Genomic DNA, 18050 nt, shown 5'->3' with positions numbered 1-18050 from the left:
CGGGCCGATCGGCTGGATGCCGACGCGTGGCGCAAGGCTCTCGCCGGCAAGTCGACGCCAGGGGCGACCGACAGCGCCGAGAGTGCCAGCGCCTTCCCGCTCTCCAGGCTGGCTCTGCGGGCCGGCGAACTGCTCATCCTGGGCCAGCGCCTGGGCGACGTGAACCTGCGTGCCGTGATGGAGGAGGGCGGCTGGCAGGCCCGCCTCAGCAGCAAGGAGGCCAGCGGTGACATCCTGTGGCGCGACCAGGGCCGGGGCCGTCTTCAGGCGCGCTTCAAGCAGCTCTCCGTCGGCTCTGCCCAGAGCGCGCCAAAAGGTGCCGAGCCGGCTGCCGTCGCCGACGAGGAGCGCCTGTCTGCGTTGCCCGGCCTCGACGTGACTGCCGAGAGCTTCATCTTGCGCGGCCGAGCCCTCGGGCGCCTCGATCTGAAGGCCGCCAATCGGGGGGACAACTGGCGCCTGGAGCAACTCAGCATTGTCAGCTCGGACGGTAGCCTGAGCGGTGACGGGGTGTGGCGGCCGGGCGCGCGGGAGGAGACCCGCCTCAACTTCAAGCTGGAAGTGGGCAGCGTCGAGAAGATGCTCAGCCGCCTCGGCTACCCCGAGGCCGTGCGCCGTGGCCATGGCAACCTGGAGGGCCAGGTGGTGTGGAAGGGGCCGCCGACGGCGCTGCACCTGCCCAGCCTGGGGGGGCGGATGAGCGTGCGGGTCGAAAGCGGCCAGTTCACCCAGCTTGAGCCGGGGGTCGGGCGCCTGCTCGGGGTGCTCAACTTGCAGGCCCTGCCGCGGCGCATCACCCTGGATTTTCGCGACGTGTTTTCCGAAGGATTCGCCTTCGACCGCATTTCCGGTAGCATCCGGCTCGATAGCGGCGTGCTGCGGACCGATGATCTTGAGATCTTCGGCCCGGCGGCGCGAGTCTTCATGACCGGCGAGGCCGACGCGGCACGCGAAACCCAGAACCTGCGGGTCAAGGTGCAGCCGACCCTCTCCGAATCCATCGCGGTGGGTTCCGCCATTGCCACCACCGGCGCCATCAACCCGGCGCTGGGGCTGGCTGCCTACCTGGTCCAGAAGGCCCTGCGCGACCCTGTGGAAAAGCTCTTCAGTTTTGAATATGCCGTGACCGGCGGCTGGTCCGATCCCAAGGTGGAGAAACTTTCGGACCTTCCCGCGGCCTCACCTCAACCTTCCGTCCCGCCAAGGACTTCTCCATGAACACATCGGTGTGCCGAATCGCCGCCATCCAGATGGTTTCCGGCCCGGACGTGGACCGCAACCTGGTCGAGGCCGACCGCCTGCTCGGTGAGGCCGCTGCCGCTGGCGCCCGCCTGGCGGTGCTGCCCGAGTACTTTCCCCTTATCACCGGCGATGAGACCGCCAAGGTGCGCATCCGCGAGCAGGAGGGCGATGGCCCGCTGCAGAACTTCCTGCGGGACGCGGCGCGGCGCCACAAGCTGTGGCTGATCGGCGGCTCCTGCCCCATGGAGGCCGGCAGCCCCGACAAGGTCAAGAACTCCACCCTGGTTTTCGACGACGAGGGCCGGCGGGTGGCCCGCTATGACAAGGTGCACCTCTTTGGTTTCCGCAAGGGCGAGGAGTGCTACAACGAGTCTGCGACCATCGAGGCCGGCAACGAAGTGGTCGCCTTCGACGGGCCCTGCGGCCAGATCGGTCTGTCGATCTGCTACGACCTGCGCTTCCCGGAGCTTTTCCGGGCCATGGGCGAGGTGAACCTGATCGTCCTGCCTGCCGCCTTCACTTACACCACCGGCCAGGCCCACTGGGAAGTCCTGCTGCGTGCCCGGGCCATCGAGAACCAGTGCTACGTGCTGGCCAGCGCCCAAGGCGGGCGCCATCCCAGTGGCCGGCGCACCTGGGGCGACAGCATGATCATCGATCCCTGGGGCGAGGTCCTGGCGCGCCTGCCCGAAGGCCCCGGCGTGGTCGTGGCCGACCTGGACCCGGCCCGCATCGCCGACGTCCGCGCGAGCCTGCCTGCCCTGCGCCACCGCAAGATCAGTTAAACCAGACCGAATTCATCCCCGAGAGATCATGAGCAAGAATCCGCCCCCCAATCCCCTGAAGACCGCCAGCAAGCTGCTGCTCAAGCCCTACGACCTGGACTTCGAGGATCTCGACAAGGTCTTCGGCAAGCTCTTCCGCCACAAGCTCGACTACGCTGATCTGTACTTCCAGTATCACCGCTCCGAGGCCTGGAGCCTCGAAGAGGGTATCGTCAAGTCGGGTAGCTTCAACATCGAGCAGGGCGTCGGCGTGCGCGCCATCACCGGCGAGAAGACCGCCTTCGCCTACTCCGACGACATCAGCCTGAAGGCCCTCAAGGATGCTGCCGACGCCACCCGGGCGATTGCCGACAGCGGCCGCCGCAAGACCCACAAGATCGAGGCGGCAAAGAAGTCACCGGCCGCCCTGTACATCCCCGACAACCCCCAGGGCTCCCTCGACGACGTGAGCAAGGTCAAGCTGCTGGAGCGCCTTGAAGCCATGGCCCGGGCGGAAGACCCGCGGGTCAAGGAGGTGATGGCCAGCCTGGTCGGCTCCTGGGAGGTGGTGATGGTGGCCCGCAGTGACGGCCACCTGGCGGCCGACGTGCGTCCTCTGGTGCGTGTGTCGGTGACGGTCATCATGGAAGAGAACGGCCGCCGCGAGCAGGGCTCCGGAGGCGGCGGCGGGCGCTACGACTACAGCCACTTCAGCGACGAGGTGCTCACCGGCTTTGCCCGTGCGGCGGTGCATCAGGCGCGTGTCAATCTGAGTGCCGGTCCGGCACCAGCTGGCCTGATGACCGTGGTGCTCGGCAACGGCTGGCCCGGCATCCTGCTCCACGAAGCCATCGGTCACGGCCTGGAGGGCGACTTCAACCGCAAGGAGAGCTCCGCCTTTGCCGGGCGCATCGGCCAGCAGGTGGCGGCCAAGGGCGTCACCGTGGTGGACGACGGCACCCTGCCGGACCGCCGTGGCTCCCTGACCATCGATGACGAAGGCAACCCCACCCAGCGCACCGTGCTGATCGAGGACGGCATCCTCACCGGCTACATGCAGGACACCCTCAACGCCCGCCTGATGGGCGTCAAGCCCACCGGCAACGGGCGCCGCGAGTCCTTCGCCCACCTGCCCCTGCCGCGCATGACCAACACCATCATGCTGGCCGGCCAGCACGAGCCCGCCGAGATCATCGCCTCTGTCAAGAACGGCCTCTACGCCGCCAACTTCGGTGGCGGCCAGGTGGACATCACCTCCGGCAAGTTCGTGTTCTCCACCTCCGAGTGCTACCTCATCGAAGACGGCAAGGTGACTTGCCCCGTGAAGGGCGCCACCCTGATCGGCAACGGCCCCGACTGCCTGACCCGCGTCTCGATGATCGGCAACGACATGGCCCTCGATCCGGGCGTCGGCACCTGCGGCAAGGACGGCCAGAGCGTCCCGGTGGGCGTCGGCCAGCCAACCCTGCGCATCGACGGGCTGACCGTCGGCGGCACCGGAGGCTGACATGGAGCGGCGCAGCTTCCTGGCCCTGGCGGGTGGATGTTGTGCGCTACCCCTGACAGAGGGCTGGGCGGCTCCGGCCACAACACCCGGTGGCCTGTCCCTGCCTGCGGCAATCAACAAGGCCGGGCGCCAGCGCATGCTCTCCCAGCGTACGGCCAAAGCCTGGCTGATGCTCGTGATGGGGGTGCTGCCTGATCGGGCCCAGATCATTCTGGGCCAGTCGGTGTCCCTGTTTGATGCCCAGCTGGTCGAGCTCAAGACCTTGCTGCCCGGCGACGAGCTGCACAGCCTGTACCTGCAACTGGAGCACGACTGGGGGCGCCTGCGCCCCCTGTTGGCCGATATCCGCAGCGACGCCAAGACCATCTGGACAACCAGCGAGGCAGTGCTGGCCACTGCCCACAAGCTGACCCTGGCCTATGAAAAGGCCGCAGGCTCGCCCGCCGGGCGCCTCGTCAATATCTCGGGTCGGCAGCGCATGCTCTCCCAGCGCATGGCCAAGGCTTACTACTTCCGGCAAATGAACATTAGCGCCGCACCGGCCGGCGAGATGCTCGATGCCGCCATGAAAGAGTTTGCCAAGGCCCACGAGGAGCTCAAGGCGGCGGCGGTCAACACGCCGCAGATCAAGTCCGAACTGGCCCTGGTGGAGCAGCAGTGGTTCTTTTTTCAGAACGCCCTGGGCATGCGTGATGCGGGGGGGCAGCGCAAGGCTGCAACGGATGTGGGCTCCACCAGCGAGCGCATCCTGGAGCAGATGGACCTGGTGGTGGGCCACTATGAAAAGCTCGCCACCGCCGCCGAGCGCTGATGGAGCGGATGAGCATGAACCTGCGTTACCCCCTGATCGTCGGCTTGGCCGTGCTCGGCGCGGCCTGCGCCACCCCTCCGTCTGCCGACCCCCGGGCGGTGCGCCGGCTTGACCCGGCCGAGAGCGCTCGCATCGACGCGGCGCGCCCGGGGCAGCCCCTGAGCCTCGACGAGATCGTGCGTCTCTCGCGGCAGGGCACGCCCACCGCGACGCTCCTCGAAACCCTGCGCACCACCGGCACCCACCATGCCCTGAGCCCTTCCCAAGTCCTGCGCCTGCGCGAACAGGGCGTGGCGCCGGAAGTGCTCGACGCCATCGCTGAAGCCCAGATCCGCTGGGAGCAGGACAACGCCGCAGCGGCAAAGGTGCGCCAGCAGACCGAGCAGGCGGCCGCCGTCGACCGGGCCCGGGCCGAGGCCTATCGCCGCGGTGCATGGGACGCCTACCCGGTGTATCCCTACGGCTCGATCTACTATGGCCAGCCCTTCCGCTCCTACTCCCGCCCCGGCCACCCCTGGGGGCGCGGAGGTATCAACTGGGGCATCCGCATCGGCCGTTGAATGCCGCCAGGCCTGTGCTGGCGGGGGAGCTTCAGCGGGGGCGTCCGGCCTTCACCAGGGCTAGACGGGCATCAGCGTCTCCAGTTCGGCGGCAGCGCTGCGCTGGCCAAGCCCCGCAGCAGGCTGTCGCCAAGCAGGCCGTGGGCGCTCGCTCCCCCGGGGTGGAGTGAGCCCGGTCGGCGCTCAGGCCGGCAGGCCAGCCTGCGCCAGGAACCAGCTCCGGAAGCGCCCCAGCGCCTCGTCGCCGGCTTTTTCCTCGCGATAGGCGAGGTAGTGGCGTGTTTCTTCCAGCACCACCTCCTGGGTGACAGGCCGGACCAGGCGGCCTTGCTCGATCAGCGGGGCCACGAGGTGGTCCCAGCCCAGGGCCACCCCCTGTTCGCCCAGTACCATCTGGATCAGCAGGGTGTAGTCATTGGCATTGAAGTAATGGGGCCCCCGGCGCAGGCGCTCGCCGATATCCAGGTGATGGATGGCCAGCCATACCCCCCAATCCACATGCTCGGCCACCTGGGACCGTCCATAGGGGCTCAGGTTGAGCAGCACCCCGTCCCTCATTCCCTCCAGGTTGCCTATCTCCGGGTGGGCGTCGAGATAGCCCGGCGTGCACACCGGGTAGATCCGGTCGTGGAACAGGGGCGTGCTGACGTAGCCCTCCCGGATCCGCGACATCTTGGTGATGAAGATGTCGGGGTGTATCCCGGGCTCCAGGGACTGGAAGTTCTGCGTCGTCACCAGATTCAGGTCGATGTCCGGGTGGGCGCTGAAGAAGTCGGGCAGCCGGTGCGCGAGCCACAGCACCGAAAAGGCCGGCGAGCAGCACAGGGTCAGGGTGCGCCGGTCGGTGTTGCCGTAGTCCTTGCGGATGCGTGTCGCCACCTGGGCGATGTTGATGAAGGACAGCTGCGCCGCATCGAAGAATATTGACCCGGCGGGGGTCAGCTTGACGGCGCGCCCCGTCCGCTCGAACAGGGTCGTTCCCAGGTGTTCCTCCAGTTCTCGGATCTGCCGGCTGATGGCTGCCTGGGTGACACACAGGGTTTCGGCGGCGCGGGTGAAGCTCAGATGGCGGGCTGCTGCCACAAAGCACTTCACGGCTCGCAGGGAGGGCATCCGGAGCAGGGTTTGATCGGCGTTGGTGGGCTTATTCATAACTCAGCGTTATTGATAACCCGCATAAATGGTCGATTGTGCCCACCTGAGCGCATATCTAGACTCCGTATTAGCTGTAAAGAAACAATAAAACGGAGACAACGAGATGGCAAGGGTCACTTCCATGCCTGCTGACGACATGACGTGCGGGTGGTTTCATCTGAGCAAGTCCCGCCGGGCAAAGCCACGGCATTCCGGTGCAACGCAAGCGCGCTGGGTGGTCGTGGGGGCCGGATTTACCGGGCTCGCCGCCGCACGGCAATTGGCGCTCAATTTCCCGGATGACGAGATTGTGCTGATCGAGGCCCAGGAGGTTGGATTTGGCTCCTCGGGAAGAAATGCCGGCTTTGCAATTGATCTTCCCCACGATATTGGTGCCGAGGATTACATCGGGGAAATTGAAACTGCCAGGACAAGCCTGAGGCTCAATCTGGCGGGGCAGACCATTCTGCGCTCCCTTGTCGACGCGCATCAGATCGATTGCCAGCTCCGCGCCTCTGGCAAATATCAGGCGGCGATCGAGGAGCGGGGTATTGCCGTCCTCGACGCCTATCGACGTGGTCTGGACAAGCTGGGTCAGCCCTATGAAATGATCAACGGGCAGGATCTGCCGGCGCATATCGGCACGTCCTTCTACCGCAAGGCGCTGTTCACCCCGGGGACGGTGCTCATTCAGCCGGCCGCGCTGGTGAAGGGGCTTGCCGACAGCCTGCCGCCCAACGTGACCCTTTACGAGAACACGCCGATCACCGATGTGGAATACGGGGAGCGGACGGTGCTCGGCCATGCCAATGGGCGCATCACGGCGGACAAGCTGATTCTCGCCAATAACGCTTTCGGAATGCGCTTCGGCTTTCTGCAGGGGACCATGCTGCCCATCTTTACCTACGGCAGCCTGACCCGGGTGCTCACCGAGGACGAGCAGGCGGCCCTGGGGGGCAAGTCATTTTGGGGTGTGATTCCGGCCGACCCTTTCGGTACCACCCTGCGCCGCACCCATGACAACCGCTTGTTCGTGCGCAATAGTTTCAGCTTCAACCCGGACGGGCGCAGCCGGCAGAAATACCTGGATCGATTTGTAAGCCGGCATCGCGATTCCTTCGAACGGCGTTTTCCGATGTTGCCGGGGGTGGAGTTTGAATATACCTGGGGCGGCTCCCTGGCCCTCTCCCGCAATCACATGGGTTTCTTTGGCCAGCTGGCGCCCAATGTGTATGGCGCGCTGTGCTGCAATGGCCTCGGTGTCACCCGTGGCACCGTCACCGGTACCTTGCTGGCCGACTGGCTGGCGGGGCAGCGCAATGACCTGATCGATTTCCTGCTCTCCTCTCCGCCGCCTAATCCCAATCCGCCGGAGCCCTTCCTGTCCATGGGCGTGAATCTCAATCTCCGCTGGGGGCAGTATCGCGCCGGCCGCGAGGCCTGACGGAAATCCTGGCGCGGCGACCGCCGTCAATAGGCGATCGCCCCCTTCATCAAATGCGCATTCAAGGAGGCCAACACCGAGATCAATGATTTTCAGGTCTGGGCAGAATGGCGCTGACGCCTCTGCACGACCGGCCTTTCCCCACCAGTGGGACTATAAAAATGGACGGAGACATCAATGACAAAAAACATCTCGATTGAGGATGTTCCCCTCAATGGCTTTCATCAGCTGCTGAGCGTGCGCTCGGGTGGCGGCTGGGTTCTGGACGGTTACGTACTGAGCATCATCGGCGTGGCCATGGTGCAGTTTTCAGCGGCTCTGGATCTGAACAGCTTCTGGCAGGGAATGATTGCCGCCTCGGCCCTCATCGGCATCTTCTGCGGCGGCTTTCTGGGCGGCGTGCTCACCGGCCACCTGGGGCGCCAGAAGCTGTATTTCTTTGGGCCGACCATTTTCGTGCTGTGCTCCCTGGCCCAGTTCTGGGCCGACTCGGGAATGATGCTGTTCATTTGCCGCTTCCTGATCGGCATCGGGGTGGGCTTTGAATATCCGGTGGCGGGTTCGCTGCTGGTGGAGTTCATGCCCAGGAAGCATCGCGGCCCGCGTCTGGCCATGCTTACCATCCTGTGGTTTGCCGGGGCGGCGCTGGCCTATATCGTCGGCAACATCCTCCTTGAGCGGGGTGGTGAAGACGCCTGGCGACTGGTGCTGGCGAGCCCGGCGGCGATCGGCGTGGTGCTCGTGCTGCTGCGCATCGGCACCCCGGAGTCGCCCCGCTGGCTACTCAGCAAAGGCCGCACGGCCGAGGCCGAGAGCGTCATCAGGAAGGTGTACGGCCCGTCCTTCTCCCTGCGCAATTTGCCGGAGCAGCCCGCCGAGAAGAAGCTGTCCCTGAGCGATCTGCTGCACTCGGGCTATGGCAAGCGGATGCTCTTCGTGGCGGTTTTCTGGAGCTGCTCGGTGGTGCCGGTGTTTGCGGTGTATTCCTTTGCGCCCAAGGTCCTGCAGGCCCTCAATCTCAAGGGGGCGTGGGCGTCCTACGGGTCGGTGTGCATCACCCTGATGTTCGTGGTGGGCTGCGTCATCGCCACCCGCCTCATCAACCTGATCGGCCGGCGCAGCATGGTGATCCACAGTTTCCTGTGGTCGGGCCTGGCGCTGTTGGGGCTGGGAGCGTTCTCCGATGGGTCCGAGGTGGTGGTGCTGTCCCTGTTCGGCGCCTACGCCGTGTTCATCGGCGGTGCCCAGGTGCTGCAGCTGGTGTATCCCAACGAGCTCTTCCCCACCGAGATCCGCACCACCGCCGTGGGCCTGGGGGCATCCCTGTCCCGCGTCGGTGCGGCCATCGGCACCTGGCTGGTGCCCATCTCCCTGCAGAGTTACGGCATCGGCAACACCATGTTCGCCGCCGCCGCCGTGACGTTGCTTGGCCTCCTCGTGTCCCTGCTGCTGGCGCCGGAAACCCGCTCGCTGAGCCTGCAGGAAGCCGCTTCCCTGAATCGGTAAAACAACCCCGGCACGGCCGTCGCCCCATGGCGGTGGCCGCCTGTCTGCTGTCCCAATGGAGAAATCATCATGAAATTCGAAGGCATCTACACCCCGGCCATCACCCCCCTCACCGCTGATGGCCAGGTCGACAAGCCGGCCTTTGCCGAAGTGCTGGAATACCTGATCGAGGCCGGCGTGCACGGCATCATCATCGGCGGCTCCACCGGCGAGTACTACGCCCACACCGCCCAGGAACGCTTCGATCTGGCCACCCAGGCCAGGGACGTGATCGGCACCCGCATTCCGCTGATCATCGGCACCGGCGCCGTGCGCACCGAGGATTCGGTTGAGTACGCCAAGGCCGCCAAGGCCATCAGGGCCGATGCGATCCTGGTGGGCTCGCCCCCCTACGCGCTGCCCACCGAGCAGGAAAACGCTGCCCACGCGCTGGCCATCGACAAGGCGGCCGACCTGCCGATCATGCTTTACAACTACCCGGGCCGGATGAGCGTGTCGATGGGGCGCGAGTTCTTCCGCAGCGTGCTCGCCGCATCGAATAACTTCGTGGCCATCAAGGAGAGCTCGGGCCAGGCGGGCCAGCTGCACATGCTTGCACGGGAGTTTCCGGCCTTGTCCGTGTCCTGCGGCTGGGACGACCAGGCGCTGGAGTTCTTTGCCTGGGGCGCCCGCAGCTGGGTGTGCGCCGGCTCCAACTTCATCCCCCGCGAGCATGTGGCCCTTTACCAGGCCTGCGTGGTGGAGAAGGATTTCGACAAGGGCCGCCGCATCATGTCGGCCATGCTGCCGCTGATGGACTTTCTCGAGGGGGGCAAGTTCGTGCAGTCGATCAAGTACGGCTGCCGTCTGGCCGGGCTGCGCTCCGGCGGGGTGCGGGCGCCGCTGCAATGGCTCGACGCTGGCGAGGAGCAGGCGCTGCAGGGCATCGTGGCCGGGCTCAAGGCCGAAGTGGCCGGGATCCTCGGGGGGAAGGCCTGATGGCCGCGCTGCTGACGGCGGCCGAGTACGCCGCCCGGGCCGGCCGGCTGGTGTTTCCCACCCAGGCCTTCATCAACGGGGAGTTTGTGCCCGCGGTGTCGGGTGAGACCTTTGCCACCACCAACCCCGCCACCGGCGAGGTGCTGACGGAGATCAGCGCCTGCGACGCCCGTGACGTGGATATTGCCGTGGCCAGCGCCAGGGCCGCCTTCGAGGACCGGCGCTGGTCGGGCCGCTCGCCTGCCCAGCGCAAGGCGACCCTGCTGCTCTTTGCCGATCTGTTGGCCCAGCACGCCGAGGACCTGGCGCTGATGGAGAGCCTCGACAGCGGCAAGCCGATCCGCGAATGCCTGCTCACTGATGTGCCCGAGGCCATCCACACCATCCGCTGGCACGCCGAGCTGATCGACAAAATCTATGACAGCACCGCACCGGCGGCGGCCACCAGCCTGGCCATGGTGGTGCGCGAGCCCATCGGTGTGGTCGGGCTGGTGTTGCCGTGGAACTTCCCCCTGCTGATGCTGGCCTGGAAGATCGGTCCAGCGCTGGCTGCGGGCTGCCCGGTGATCGTCAAGCCGGCCAAGGAGACCACCCTGACCACCTTGTGGGTGGCCGCCCTGGCCCACGAGGCCGGTGTGCCGGCGGGGGTGTTCAACGTGCTGCCGGGTGGGGGCAAGGAGGTGGGCGAGCCCCTGGGGATGCACATGGACGTGTCCATGGTCAGCTTCACCGGCTCCACCGACACCGGCCGACGCTTCCTGCGCTACGCTGCCGACTCCAACCTCAAGCGCATCGTGCTTGAGTGCGGCGGCAAGAACCCCGCCGTGGTCATGCCGGATGTGGATGACCTGGATGTGGTGGCCCAGCACATCGTCAATGGCGCCTTCTGGAACATGGGCGAAAACTGCTCCGCCTCGTCGCGCCTGATTGTCCATGCCGGCATCAAGGACGCGCTGCTGGCGCGCATCGGCGAGCACATGCGCGAATGGAGGATGGGCAACCCCCTCGATCCGCAATACCGCCTGGGCGCCCTGGTGAGCAAGGCGCACTTCGACAAGGTGTGTTCCTACCTCGACCAGGCCGCGACCGAGCAGCTGCGCGTGGCCTTTGGGGGCGACATCGAAGGGGAGGGCTTCGTGCAGCCCACCGTGGTGGATGGCGTGGGGCGTGACAGCCGGCTGTTTCAGGAGGAGATCTTCGGCCCCATCCTGTCGGTGACGACCTTCACTGGCATCGACGAGGCGATCGCCCTGGCCAACGACTCCGTCTATGGCCTGGCCGCTGCCGTGTATACCAGCCGGCTGAACACCGCCATCCGCCTGGCCCGCGAGATCCGCGCGGGGGTGGTCACGGTGAACTGCTTCGGCGAGGGTGACATCACCACGCCCTTTGGCGGTTACAAGGAGTCGGGTTTCGGAGGGCGGGACAAATCGGTCTGGGCCCATGACCAATACACGGAGATCAAGACCATCTGGATCGACGTGCCGGATCATCCGGGCGTCCGCTAAGAATGGGAGCGGAAGGCATGCACAACAGGCGCAAGGCAACCCTCATCGGGCTCATCGCGATCGTGCTGTGGAGTTCCATCGTTGGCCTGATCCGTGGGGTCAGCGAGAGTCTGGGCGCCATCGGCGGGGCCGCCATGATGTACACGGTGGCTTCCGGGCTGCTGCTGTTTACGGTGGGCTTTCCAAGGCTGCGGGAGTTTCCCCGGGCGTATCTCTTCTGGGGCAGCCTGCTCTTCGTGTCCTACGAGCTGTGCCTGTCCCTGTCGATCGGCTATGCCAACAGTGCGCGCCAGGCCATCGAGGTGGGCATGGTCAATTACCTGTGGCCGGCCTTCACCATCCTGTCCGCCATCGCCTTCAACAAGCAGAAGTCCAGCCTGCTCATCGTGCCGGGCTTCCTGATCGCCGTGCTTGGCATCTGCTGGGTGCTGGGGGGCGACCAGGGGCTGAATCCGGCCGGCATGGTGCTGAACATCCGCAACAACCCGCTCAGTTACGGGCTGGCCTTTCTGGGGGCGGTGGTCTGGGCGGCCTACTGCACCGTGACCAGCCGGATCGCCGGTGGCAAGAACGGTATCACCCTGTTCTTCATGCTCACGGCTGCAGCCCTGTGGGTCAAGTATCTGGGCACCGATGAGGGGGCGATGGTGTTCAGCTACACGGCCTTGATCTATCTGGTGCTGGCGGCTTCGGCGATGGGCTTTGGCTACGCCGCCTGGAACGTGGGCATCCTGCACGGCAACGTCACCATTCTGGCCGGTGCGTCGTATTTCATTCCGGTCTTTTCTGCCGCCCTCGCGGCCATGGTCCTGAGCGCGCCCCTGTCCCTGGTGTTCTGGCAGGGCGCCTCCATGGTGTGCGCCGGCTCGATTCTGTGCTGGCTTGCCACCCGCAGCCGAAGTCCCCGGGACGCTGCCTCGTAAGCCCTGCCCGGCGGCGCTGCCGGGCATCCAACTACCGGGTCACGCCCCCCGGCTCCGGCCGGGACGGGCGGCCATCGCCGCGTTGCGAGGGCTGGGCGTGCCCGTCGCCCACAGTCAAACACCAAATAAGGAGACACAGGAATGAAGAACCGCGCGATGAGAAAGGCGAGCCCACGCCTCCACGCCCTGTTGGCGGGCTTGCTGGTCGCTCTGGGCAGCGTTTCCGCCCAGGCTGCCGACGCCGACAGCCAGCTCAAGATCGGCGGCGCCCTGCGCGCCCGCTACGATCACAGCTTCGACTACACCCGTAACGTGAGCAAGCTCAGCTTCGACACCTTCCGGATCGACGTCAATTACGACTCGCCCGGCCTGTACGGGTCGGCCCAGTATCGCTTCTATGGCGGCGCTTTTCCGTATGACTACACCAGCCAGATGGGGCGCATCAATTTTCCGGCCTTTGCCTGGCTGGGTTACAAGCTGGGCGACAGCACCCGCGTCGTTGCCGGCCTCAATCAGATGCCCTTCGGCCTGCTGCCCTACGCCAGCAACACCTTCTACCAGACCCTCATCAACAACATCGGCCTTGAGGATGTGCATAACCTGGGGGTCAAGGTTCAGCATCGGATCGACGCCGTGGACATCCAGCTGGGCTTCTATCCGACCGACGGTGGCAGCTGGGCGGGCACGTCCCGGGGCGGGGTGCGCTATTCCGTCAATGTGGTGCGTGCCGACAGCGGCCTGGCCGGCGGCAGCCACAACCGGGAGCGCAACGTGATGGTGGGGCGCCTGGGGTACGCCCTGCCCGCCGCAGAGGGGAGCACGTCGGAGTTGGGCATCTCGGCCCTGCGCTCGACCCTGCATAACGCCGACACCGACGCGGACGGGCGCCGCACGGCCTACGCCGCCCACTACGCGGGCAAGTTCGGCGCCTTCGGCTTGCTCGCCGAGGCTGGCCGGCAGAGCATGACGCCCCGCAACCCGGCCGCGGTGGGCAACGGAACGGTCAGCTTCGGCGCCTTCGACGGGTCGTTCAATGTGGCGTCCAAGGGCAACTTCTACTCCGCCGAGCTGAGCTACCTGCTGCCGGTCCGTCTCGGCCCGGTGAGTAACATCACGCCCTATTTCAACTACAGCGCCTTTACCAAGGACAAGGCCGGCTACAAGGATTCCCAGCGCGTCATCGCCGGAGCCCACTTCAGCGCCGGGCCGCTGTTCATCTACACCGAGATGCGCTGGGGCAGGAACGACCCCTACACCGGCGACTACGCCAACGGCGCCGGGGTGGGGGGCGACGATGTGTGGAAGAAGACCTTCTACGCCAACATCGGCTATTACTTCTGAGGGGTATGACCGGGGGCGGCGCCCCGGTGTTCGTGCGCGGCGTTTACGCCTTTTTTATAGAAGCGGTGCAACAATTTCCCCGCGCCCCTCCCTGGGGCCGCCTTGTGGGGGGAGTCCATGCCGCTGTCCATCCTGTTGACTGAAGGCCGGAATTGCGCCCATGGCCGGCGCTATGGGCTGGCGGTGCTGGCCTGTGGGGTGGTGGCGCTGGGCTTGCTGCCCTTCCGCACCCACCTGGATCTGCCCAACACGGTGATGTTCTTCCTGCTCAGCGTGGTGATTGTGGCGGTGACGGTTGGGCGGGGGCCAGCGGTGCTGACCTCGGTGCTGGGGGTGGCGCTGTTTGACTTCCTGTTCGTGCCACCGCGTTTCTCGTTTGAGGTTAGCTATGCGCCGCATCTGCTGACCTTCGTGGTGATGCTGGTGGTTTCGCTGCTGGTCGGCCAGCTCACCGCCGGTCTGCGCCTGATGGCCAGCGAGGCAGCCCGCCGGGAGCGGGTGGCCCAGGGTCTGTATGGCCTGGCCCGGGAGCTGGCCGGTGCCGTGGCGGTGGAGCAGGTGGACGAGTCGGTGGCGCGCTTTCTGCAGGATCAATGGCAGGCGCCCTGTCGCCTGCTGTTGCCGGCGCCCGACGAGAGGCTGCTGGCGGTGCGTGAGCGCAGTGGCCCCTTCCTGGAGACCGCTTCGGTGCTCTTGACGCAGGCCCGTAGCGGCCTGCGCCCCCTGCGGGTGCCTGCCGGTGACGGCTCGGGGCGCCATGTGCATGCCCTTCCGCTGGCCGGGGCGACCCGCAACCGGGGCGTACTGATGGTGGCGCTGGAGGAGGGGGACGAGGACATCGGCCCCCTGCTGGAGGCGCTGGCGGCTCTGGTGAGCACGGCGGTGGAACGCCTGCATTTCGTTGAAGTGGCCCAGGCGGCCCAGGTGGAGGCGGTGTCGGAGCGGCTGCGCAGCTCGATCCTGTCGGCGCTGTCCCACGATGTGCGCACGCCGCTGACGGCGCTCTACGGGCTGGCCGACTCTCTGGTGGTGGGCTCGCCGCCCCTGCCCGACGAGGCCAGGGACATCGCCGGGGCGATCCGTGACCAGGCGCTGCGGGTCAATGGCATGGTCGGCAACCTCCTTGACATGGCCCGCCTGCAGAGCGGGCCGGTCCACCTGCGCAAGGAGTGGCAGCCGGTGGAGGAGGTGGTGGGGGCCAGCCTGCAACTGCTCGGCAAGGCCTTGGACGGGCATCCGCTGCGGGTGTCGGGGCTTGCCGAATTGCCCTTGCTCGATCTTGACGCGGTGCTGATCGAACGGGTTTTCTGCAACCTGCTGGAGAACGCCACCAAGTATTCGCCGCCGGGGGCGCCCATCGTGCTTTCGGCCACCACCGGTGCATCGACGGTGGAGCTGCAGGTGGCGAGCGGCGGCAGCGGTTTTCCGCCGGACAAGCTGGACAGGGTATTCGAGCTGTTTGAACGCGGTCAGCCCGAGACGGCGGAGCCCGGGATGGGCATCGGGCTGGCCATTTGCCGGGCCATCATCGAGGCGCACGGGGGCAGTATCCGCGCCTTCAATCCGCCGGAAGGCGGTGGCTGCGTGGCCTTCTGCCTGCCCCTGGGCAACCCGCCGCCCATCGAGTCCGAGGCCCTGGTGCTGGAGGGGGAGGGCGCATGAATGACGCGATGATTCTGCTCATTGAGGACGAGCGTCAGATCCGGCGCTTCGTGCGTGGAGCCCTGGAGAAGGAGGGGCTGCGGGTGAGCGAGGCGGAGACCCGGCGCGAGGGGCTGGTCGAGGCCGGGCGCTGCCAGCCCGGGTTGGTGATCCTCGATCTGGGCCTGCCCGATGGGGATGGCAGCCTTTTCGTGGCGGATTTCCGGGCCTGGTCGTCGGCGCCAGTGCTGGTACTGTCGGCCCGCTCCACCGAGCACGACAAGATCGGCGTGCTCGATGCCGGGGCGGACGACTACCTGACCAAGCCCTTCTCCATCGGCGAGCTGCTGGCCCGGGTGCGGGCGCTGCTGCGTCGGGGCCGTGGGCGGCCCGACGCCGAGGCCGCCCGGGTGGTGTTTGGCGAGGTGGAGGTGGATTTCTCCCTGCACCAGGTGCTGCGCCGGGGTGAGCTGGTGCGCCTCACGCCCCTCGAATACCGCCTGCTGGCGGTGCTGGCCGCCAACCCCGGCAAGGTCATGACCCACCGCCAGCTGCTGCAGGCGGTGTGGGGCCAGGCGACGGGGGACAACAGCCACTACCTGCGCATCTACGTGGGCCACCTGCGCCACAAACTCGAAGACGATCCGGCGCAGCCGCGCCACTTTCTCACCGAGACCGGGGTGGGCTACCGGTTTCAGCTCTGATCGACAGCTCTCCCGCGGAGTCATTCCATGCACACCACCCACACCGATTCCCGCAGCAGTACGGCTGCACTCGCCCTGGCTGCCCTGGGGGTCGTCTATGGCGACATCGGCACCAGCCCGCTCTATGCCTTCAAGGAGGCCTTCTCCGGCGCCCATGGCATCGACCCCAGCGAAGCCAATGTGCTGGCTACCTTGTCTGCCTTCTTCTGGGCGGTGCTGGTGATCGTCTCCCTGAAGTACGTGTGGGTGGTGCTGCGCTTCGACAATGAAGGGGAGGGCGGGGTGCTGGCCCTGACCGCCCGGGCCCACCGGGATGCCCCGACGCCCCTGTGGGCCAGGCTCGCGGTGGGCACCGGGATCTTTGCCGCCGCCCTGTTCTATGGCGACGCCATCATCACCCCGGCCATCTCGGTGCTCTCGGCGGTGGAGGGGGTGAGCGTGGCCATGCCCCACTTGGAGCACTACGTGGTGCCCATCACCGTGGGCATCCTGGTGTGGCTGTTCATGATCCAGAAGCATGGCACCGGGCAGGTCGGGCGTTATTTCGGGCCGGTGACGGTGCTGTGGTTCCTCACCCTGGCGGTGCTGGGCGTGGCCAGCATCGTGCAGACCCCGGAGGTGTTGCGGGCGGTGGACCCGCGCTACGCCCTTGCCTTTGCCATCGACAAACCCCACGTGGCCTTTATCCTGCTCGCTGCGGTGTTCCTGGCCCTCACTGGCGGTGAGGCCCTGTATGCCGACATGGGCCACTTTGGCCCCCGTCCGGTGCGGCTGGCCTGGTACGGGCTGGTGTGGCCGGCATTGATGCTCAACTACTTCGGCCAGGGAGCGCTGGTGCTGCGGGCCCCGGTGTCCATCGAGAACCCCTTCTATCTGCTGGCACCCGACTGGTTCCTGCTGCCCCTGGTGGGCCTTGCCACCCTGGCAACGGTGATCGCCTCCCAGGCCACCATCACCGGCGCCTACTCGATGACGCTGCAGGCCACCCGCCTGGGCTATCTGCCGCGCTTGCGCATCCTGCACACCTCCGACACCGAGCGCGGGCAGATCTACGTGCCGGTGGTGAACTGGCTGATGCTGGTGGCGGTGATCATTCTGGTGCTGGAGTTCCGTTCCTCCGGCGCCCTGGCGGCGGCCTACGGCATTGCCGTGTCGGGCACGATGATCATCACCACCCTGCTGACGGTGTTCATCCTGATGGTGTCGGATGTGCGCGGGCGCATCCGGCTGCTGGCCGCCATGGCCGTGTTCGGCGCCCTTGAACTGCTGTTCTTCAGTGCCAACCTGACCAAGCTCGGCGAAGGCGGCTGGATGCCCATGGCCCTGGGCGCCGGCATCTTCCTGATGCTCACCACCTGGAAGGAGGGCAGCCGCTTGCTGGCCGAGCAGCGGGGCTGCATCGACGTGCCCATGGCCGGCTTCATCACGGGCCCCTTGCCTGATGTGCCCCATGTTCTCGGCACGGCCGTGTATCTCACCTCGGAGCCGTCCCTGGTGCCCAGTGCCCTGTTCCATAACCTCAAGCATTACAAGGTGATGCACGAGCGCACCGTGTTTCTGCACGTGGTGAACGAGGAGGTGCCGCGCATCGACGACCGGGAGCGGGTCCGCGTCACCCGGATCACCGACGGCATTTACAACGTGGATGCCCGCTTCGGCTTTCGCGAGGAGCCCGACGTGCCTGCCGCCCTGGCCCTGGCCGCACCCCTGGGCCTGGTGCTCGAACCCATGACCACCACCTACTTCGTCGCCCGCTCCAGCGTGGTGGACGGGCCCGGCAAGATGCCGGCGTGGCGCTGCGGGCTGTTCGCCTGGATGATGCGCCAGTCGGAAGGCGCGGCCACCTATTTCAAACTGCCCGCCAACCAGGTGGTGGAGCTGGGAACCCAGGTCATGCTGTAGGGCTACGGCGGGTGCCCTGAGTGACCCGACATGGCCTCGGGCCGGGGCCATGGGCTAGAATCATCGATTCACTCAAAAGCAAGCC

15 protein-coding genes are annotated in these 18050 nt (G+C 66.5%); 14 read left to right on the top strand and 1 reads right to left on the bottom strand.

Features of this window, described 5'->3' with window-relative positions; all coding sequences use genetic code 11:
* The 5 genes from PHI64_RS09305 to PHI64_RS09285 all read left to right on the top strand — a co-directional run.
* On the top strand, positions 1 to 1218 hold a 1218-nt coding region (locus PHI64_RS09305; RefSeq protein WP_299881929.1), incomplete at its 5' end, for an AsmA-like C-terminal region-containing protein.
* Positions 1215 to 2027: a carbon-nitrogen hydrolase family protein gene (locus PHI64_RS09300; protein WP_299881928.1), complete on the top strand. Its 813-nt coding sequence runs from the start codon at positions 1215 to 1217 to the stop codon at positions 2025 to 2027. The genes PHI64_RS09305 and PHI64_RS09300, both read left to right, overlap by 4 nt.
* A 28-nt stretch (positions 2028 to 2055) precedes the next feature.
* Positions 2056 to 3513: a metalloprotease TldD gene (gene tldD, locus PHI64_RS09295; protein ID WP_299881927.1), complete on the top strand. Its 1458-nt coding sequence runs from the start codon at positions 2056 to 2058 to the stop codon at positions 3511 to 3513.
* Between the two features lies 1 nt (position 3514).
* A complete protein-coding gene (locus tag PHI64_RS09290) occupies positions 3515 to 4324 on the top strand; it encodes a type IV pili methyl-accepting chemotaxis transducer N-terminal domain-containing protein (protein WP_299881926.1) in 810 nt (269 codons plus the stop codon).
* A 14-nt stretch (positions 4325 to 4338) separates the two neighbouring features.
* Complete coding sequence (locus PHI64_RS09285) at positions 4339 to 4884, top strand: hypothetical protein (RefSeq protein ID WP_299881924.1); 546 nt, start codon at positions 4339 to 4341, stop codon at positions 4882 to 4884.
* 183 nt (positions 4885 to 5067) lie between these two features.
* Here PHI64_RS09285 and PHI64_RS09280 read toward each other — a convergent pair whose 3' ends face one another.
* Complete coding sequence (locus PHI64_RS09280; protein WP_299881922.1) at positions 5068 to 6036, bottom strand: LysR substrate-binding domain-containing protein; 969 nt, start codon at positions 6034 to 6036, stop codon at positions 5068 to 5070.
* A gap of 106 nt (positions 6037 to 6142) precedes the next feature.
* Between PHI64_RS09280 and PHI64_RS09275 the strand changes: the two genes are divergently transcribed.
* The 9 genes from PHI64_RS09275 (at position 6143) to PHI64_RS09235 (ending at position 17965) form a co-directional block, all read left to right on the top strand.
* Positions 6143 to 7462 carry an FAD-binding oxidoreductase gene (locus tag PHI64_RS09275; RefSeq protein WP_299881920.1) on the top strand — a complete coding sequence of 440 codons (1320 nt, stop codon included), beginning with the start codon at positions 6143 to 6145 and terminating at the stop codon, positions 7460 to 7462.
* 177 nt (positions 7463 to 7639) lie between these two features.
* Positions 7640 to 8968 (top strand): MFS transporter, encoded by a 1329-nt coding sequence (locus PHI64_RS09270; protein ID WP_299881918.1) that lies wholly within the window; start codon positions 7640 to 7642, stop codon positions 8966 to 8968.
* Positions 8969 to 9037: 69 nt separating this feature from the next.
* Complete coding sequence (locus tag PHI64_RS09265; RefSeq protein WP_299881916.1) at positions 9038 to 9946, top strand: dihydrodipicolinate synthase family protein; 909 nt, start codon at positions 9038 to 9040, stop codon at positions 9944 to 9946.
* Positions 9946 to 11454: an aldehyde dehydrogenase gene (locus tag PHI64_RS09260; RefSeq protein ID WP_299881914.1), complete on the top strand. Its 1509-nt coding sequence runs from the start codon at positions 9946 to 9948 to the stop codon at positions 11452 to 11454. Before PHI64_RS09265 ends, PHI64_RS09260 begins: the two co-directional genes overlap by 1 nt.
* Before the next feature lie 17 nt (positions 11455 to 11471).
* Complete coding sequence (yddG, locus tag PHI64_RS09255; RefSeq protein ID WP_299881912.1) at positions 11472 to 12377, top strand: aromatic amino acid DMT transporter YddG; 906 nt, start codon at positions 11472 to 11474, stop codon at positions 12375 to 12377.
* A gap of 141 nt (positions 12378 to 12518) precedes the next feature.
* Entirely contained in the window at positions 12519 to 13718 is a 1200-nt protein-coding gene (locus PHI64_RS09250; RefSeq protein WP_299881910.1) for a hypothetical protein, read from the top strand.
* 117 nt (positions 13719 to 13835) lie between these two features.
* On the top strand, positions 13836 to 15380 hold the full coding sequence (locus PHI64_RS09245; protein WP_299881908.1) for a DUF4118 domain-containing protein: 1545 nt from the start codon (positions 13836 to 13838) through the stop codon (positions 15378 to 15380).
* Positions 15377 to 16063 (top strand): response regulator, encoded by a 687-nt coding sequence (locus PHI64_RS09240; RefSeq protein ID WP_299881906.1) that lies wholly within the window; start codon positions 15377 to 15379, stop codon positions 16061 to 16063. Before PHI64_RS09245 ends, PHI64_RS09240 begins: the two co-directional genes overlap by 4 nt.
* 27 nt (positions 16064 to 16090) lie before the next feature.
* On the top strand, positions 16091 to 17965 hold the full coding sequence (locus PHI64_RS09235; RefSeq protein ID WP_299881904.1) for a potassium transporter Kup: 1875 nt from the start codon (positions 16091 to 16093) through the stop codon (positions 17963 to 17965).
* The last annotated feature ends 85 nt before the right edge of the window (positions 17966 to 18050 follow it).

The sequence above is a fragment of the Zoogloea sp. genome (genome assembly GCF_028689785.1).
Taxonomy (GTDB): domain Bacteria; phylum Pseudomonadota; class Gammaproteobacteria; order Burkholderiales; family Rhodocyclaceae; genus Zoogloea.
The sequence above is the reverse complement of the archived record's forward strand: the minus strand, read 5'-3'. Positions and strand labels throughout refer to the sequence as shown.

What these genes read in the sequence shown, in the direction of transcription:
- PHI64_RS09300 (WP_299881928.1), top strand. Translation starts at nt 1,215, where the DNA reads ATGAACACATCGGTGTGCCGAATCGCCGCCATCCAGATGGTTTCCGGC.
- tldD (WP_299881927.1), top strand. Translation starts at nt 2,056, where the DNA reads ATGAGCAAGAATCCGCCCCCCAATCCCCTGAAGACCGCCAGCAAGCTG.
- PHI64_RS09290 (WP_299881926.1), top strand. Translation starts at nt 3,515, where the DNA reads ATGGAGCGGCGCAGCTTCCTGGCCCTGGCGGGTGGATGTTGTGCGCTA.
- PHI64_RS09285 (WP_299881924.1), top strand. Translation starts at nt 4,339, where the DNA reads ATGAACCTGCGTTACCCCCTGATCGTCGGCTTGGCCGTGCTCGGCGCG.
- PHI64_RS09280 (WP_299881922.1), bottom strand. Translation starts at nt 6,036, where the DNA reads ATGAATAAGCCCACCAACGCCGATCAAACCCTGCTCCGGATGCCCTCC.
- PHI64_RS09275 (WP_299881920.1), top strand. Translation starts at nt 6,143, where the DNA reads ATGGCAAGGGTCACTTCCATGCCTGCTGACGACATGACGTGCGGGTGG.
- PHI64_RS09270 (WP_299881918.1), top strand. Translation starts at nt 7,640, where the DNA reads ATGACAAAAAACATCTCGATTGAGGATGTTCCCCTCAATGGCTTTCAT.
- PHI64_RS09265 (WP_299881916.1), top strand. Translation starts at nt 9,038, where the DNA reads ATGAAATTCGAAGGCATCTACACCCCGGCCATCACCCCCCTCACCGCT.
- PHI64_RS09260 (WP_299881914.1), top strand. Translation starts at nt 9,946, where the DNA reads ATGGCCGCGCTGCTGACGGCGGCCGAGTACGCCGCCCGGGCCGGCCGG.
- yddG (WP_299881912.1), top strand. Translation starts at nt 11,472, where the DNA reads ATGCACAACAGGCGCAAGGCAACCCTCATCGGGCTCATCGCGATCGTG.
- PHI64_RS09250 (WP_299881910.1), top strand. Translation starts at nt 12,519, where the DNA reads ATGAAGAACCGCGCGATGAGAAAGGCGAGCCCACGCCTCCACGCCCTG.
- PHI64_RS09245 (WP_299881908.1), top strand. Translation starts at nt 13,836, where the DNA reads ATGCCGCTGTCCATCCTGTTGACTGAAGGCCGGAATTGCGCCCATGGC.
- PHI64_RS09240 (WP_299881906.1), top strand. Translation starts at nt 15,377, where the DNA reads ATGAATGACGCGATGATTCTGCTCATTGAGGACGAGCGTCAGATCCGG.
- PHI64_RS09235 (WP_299881904.1), top strand. Translation starts at nt 16,091, where the DNA reads ATGCACACCACCCACACCGATTCCCGCAGCAGTACGGCTGCACTCGCC.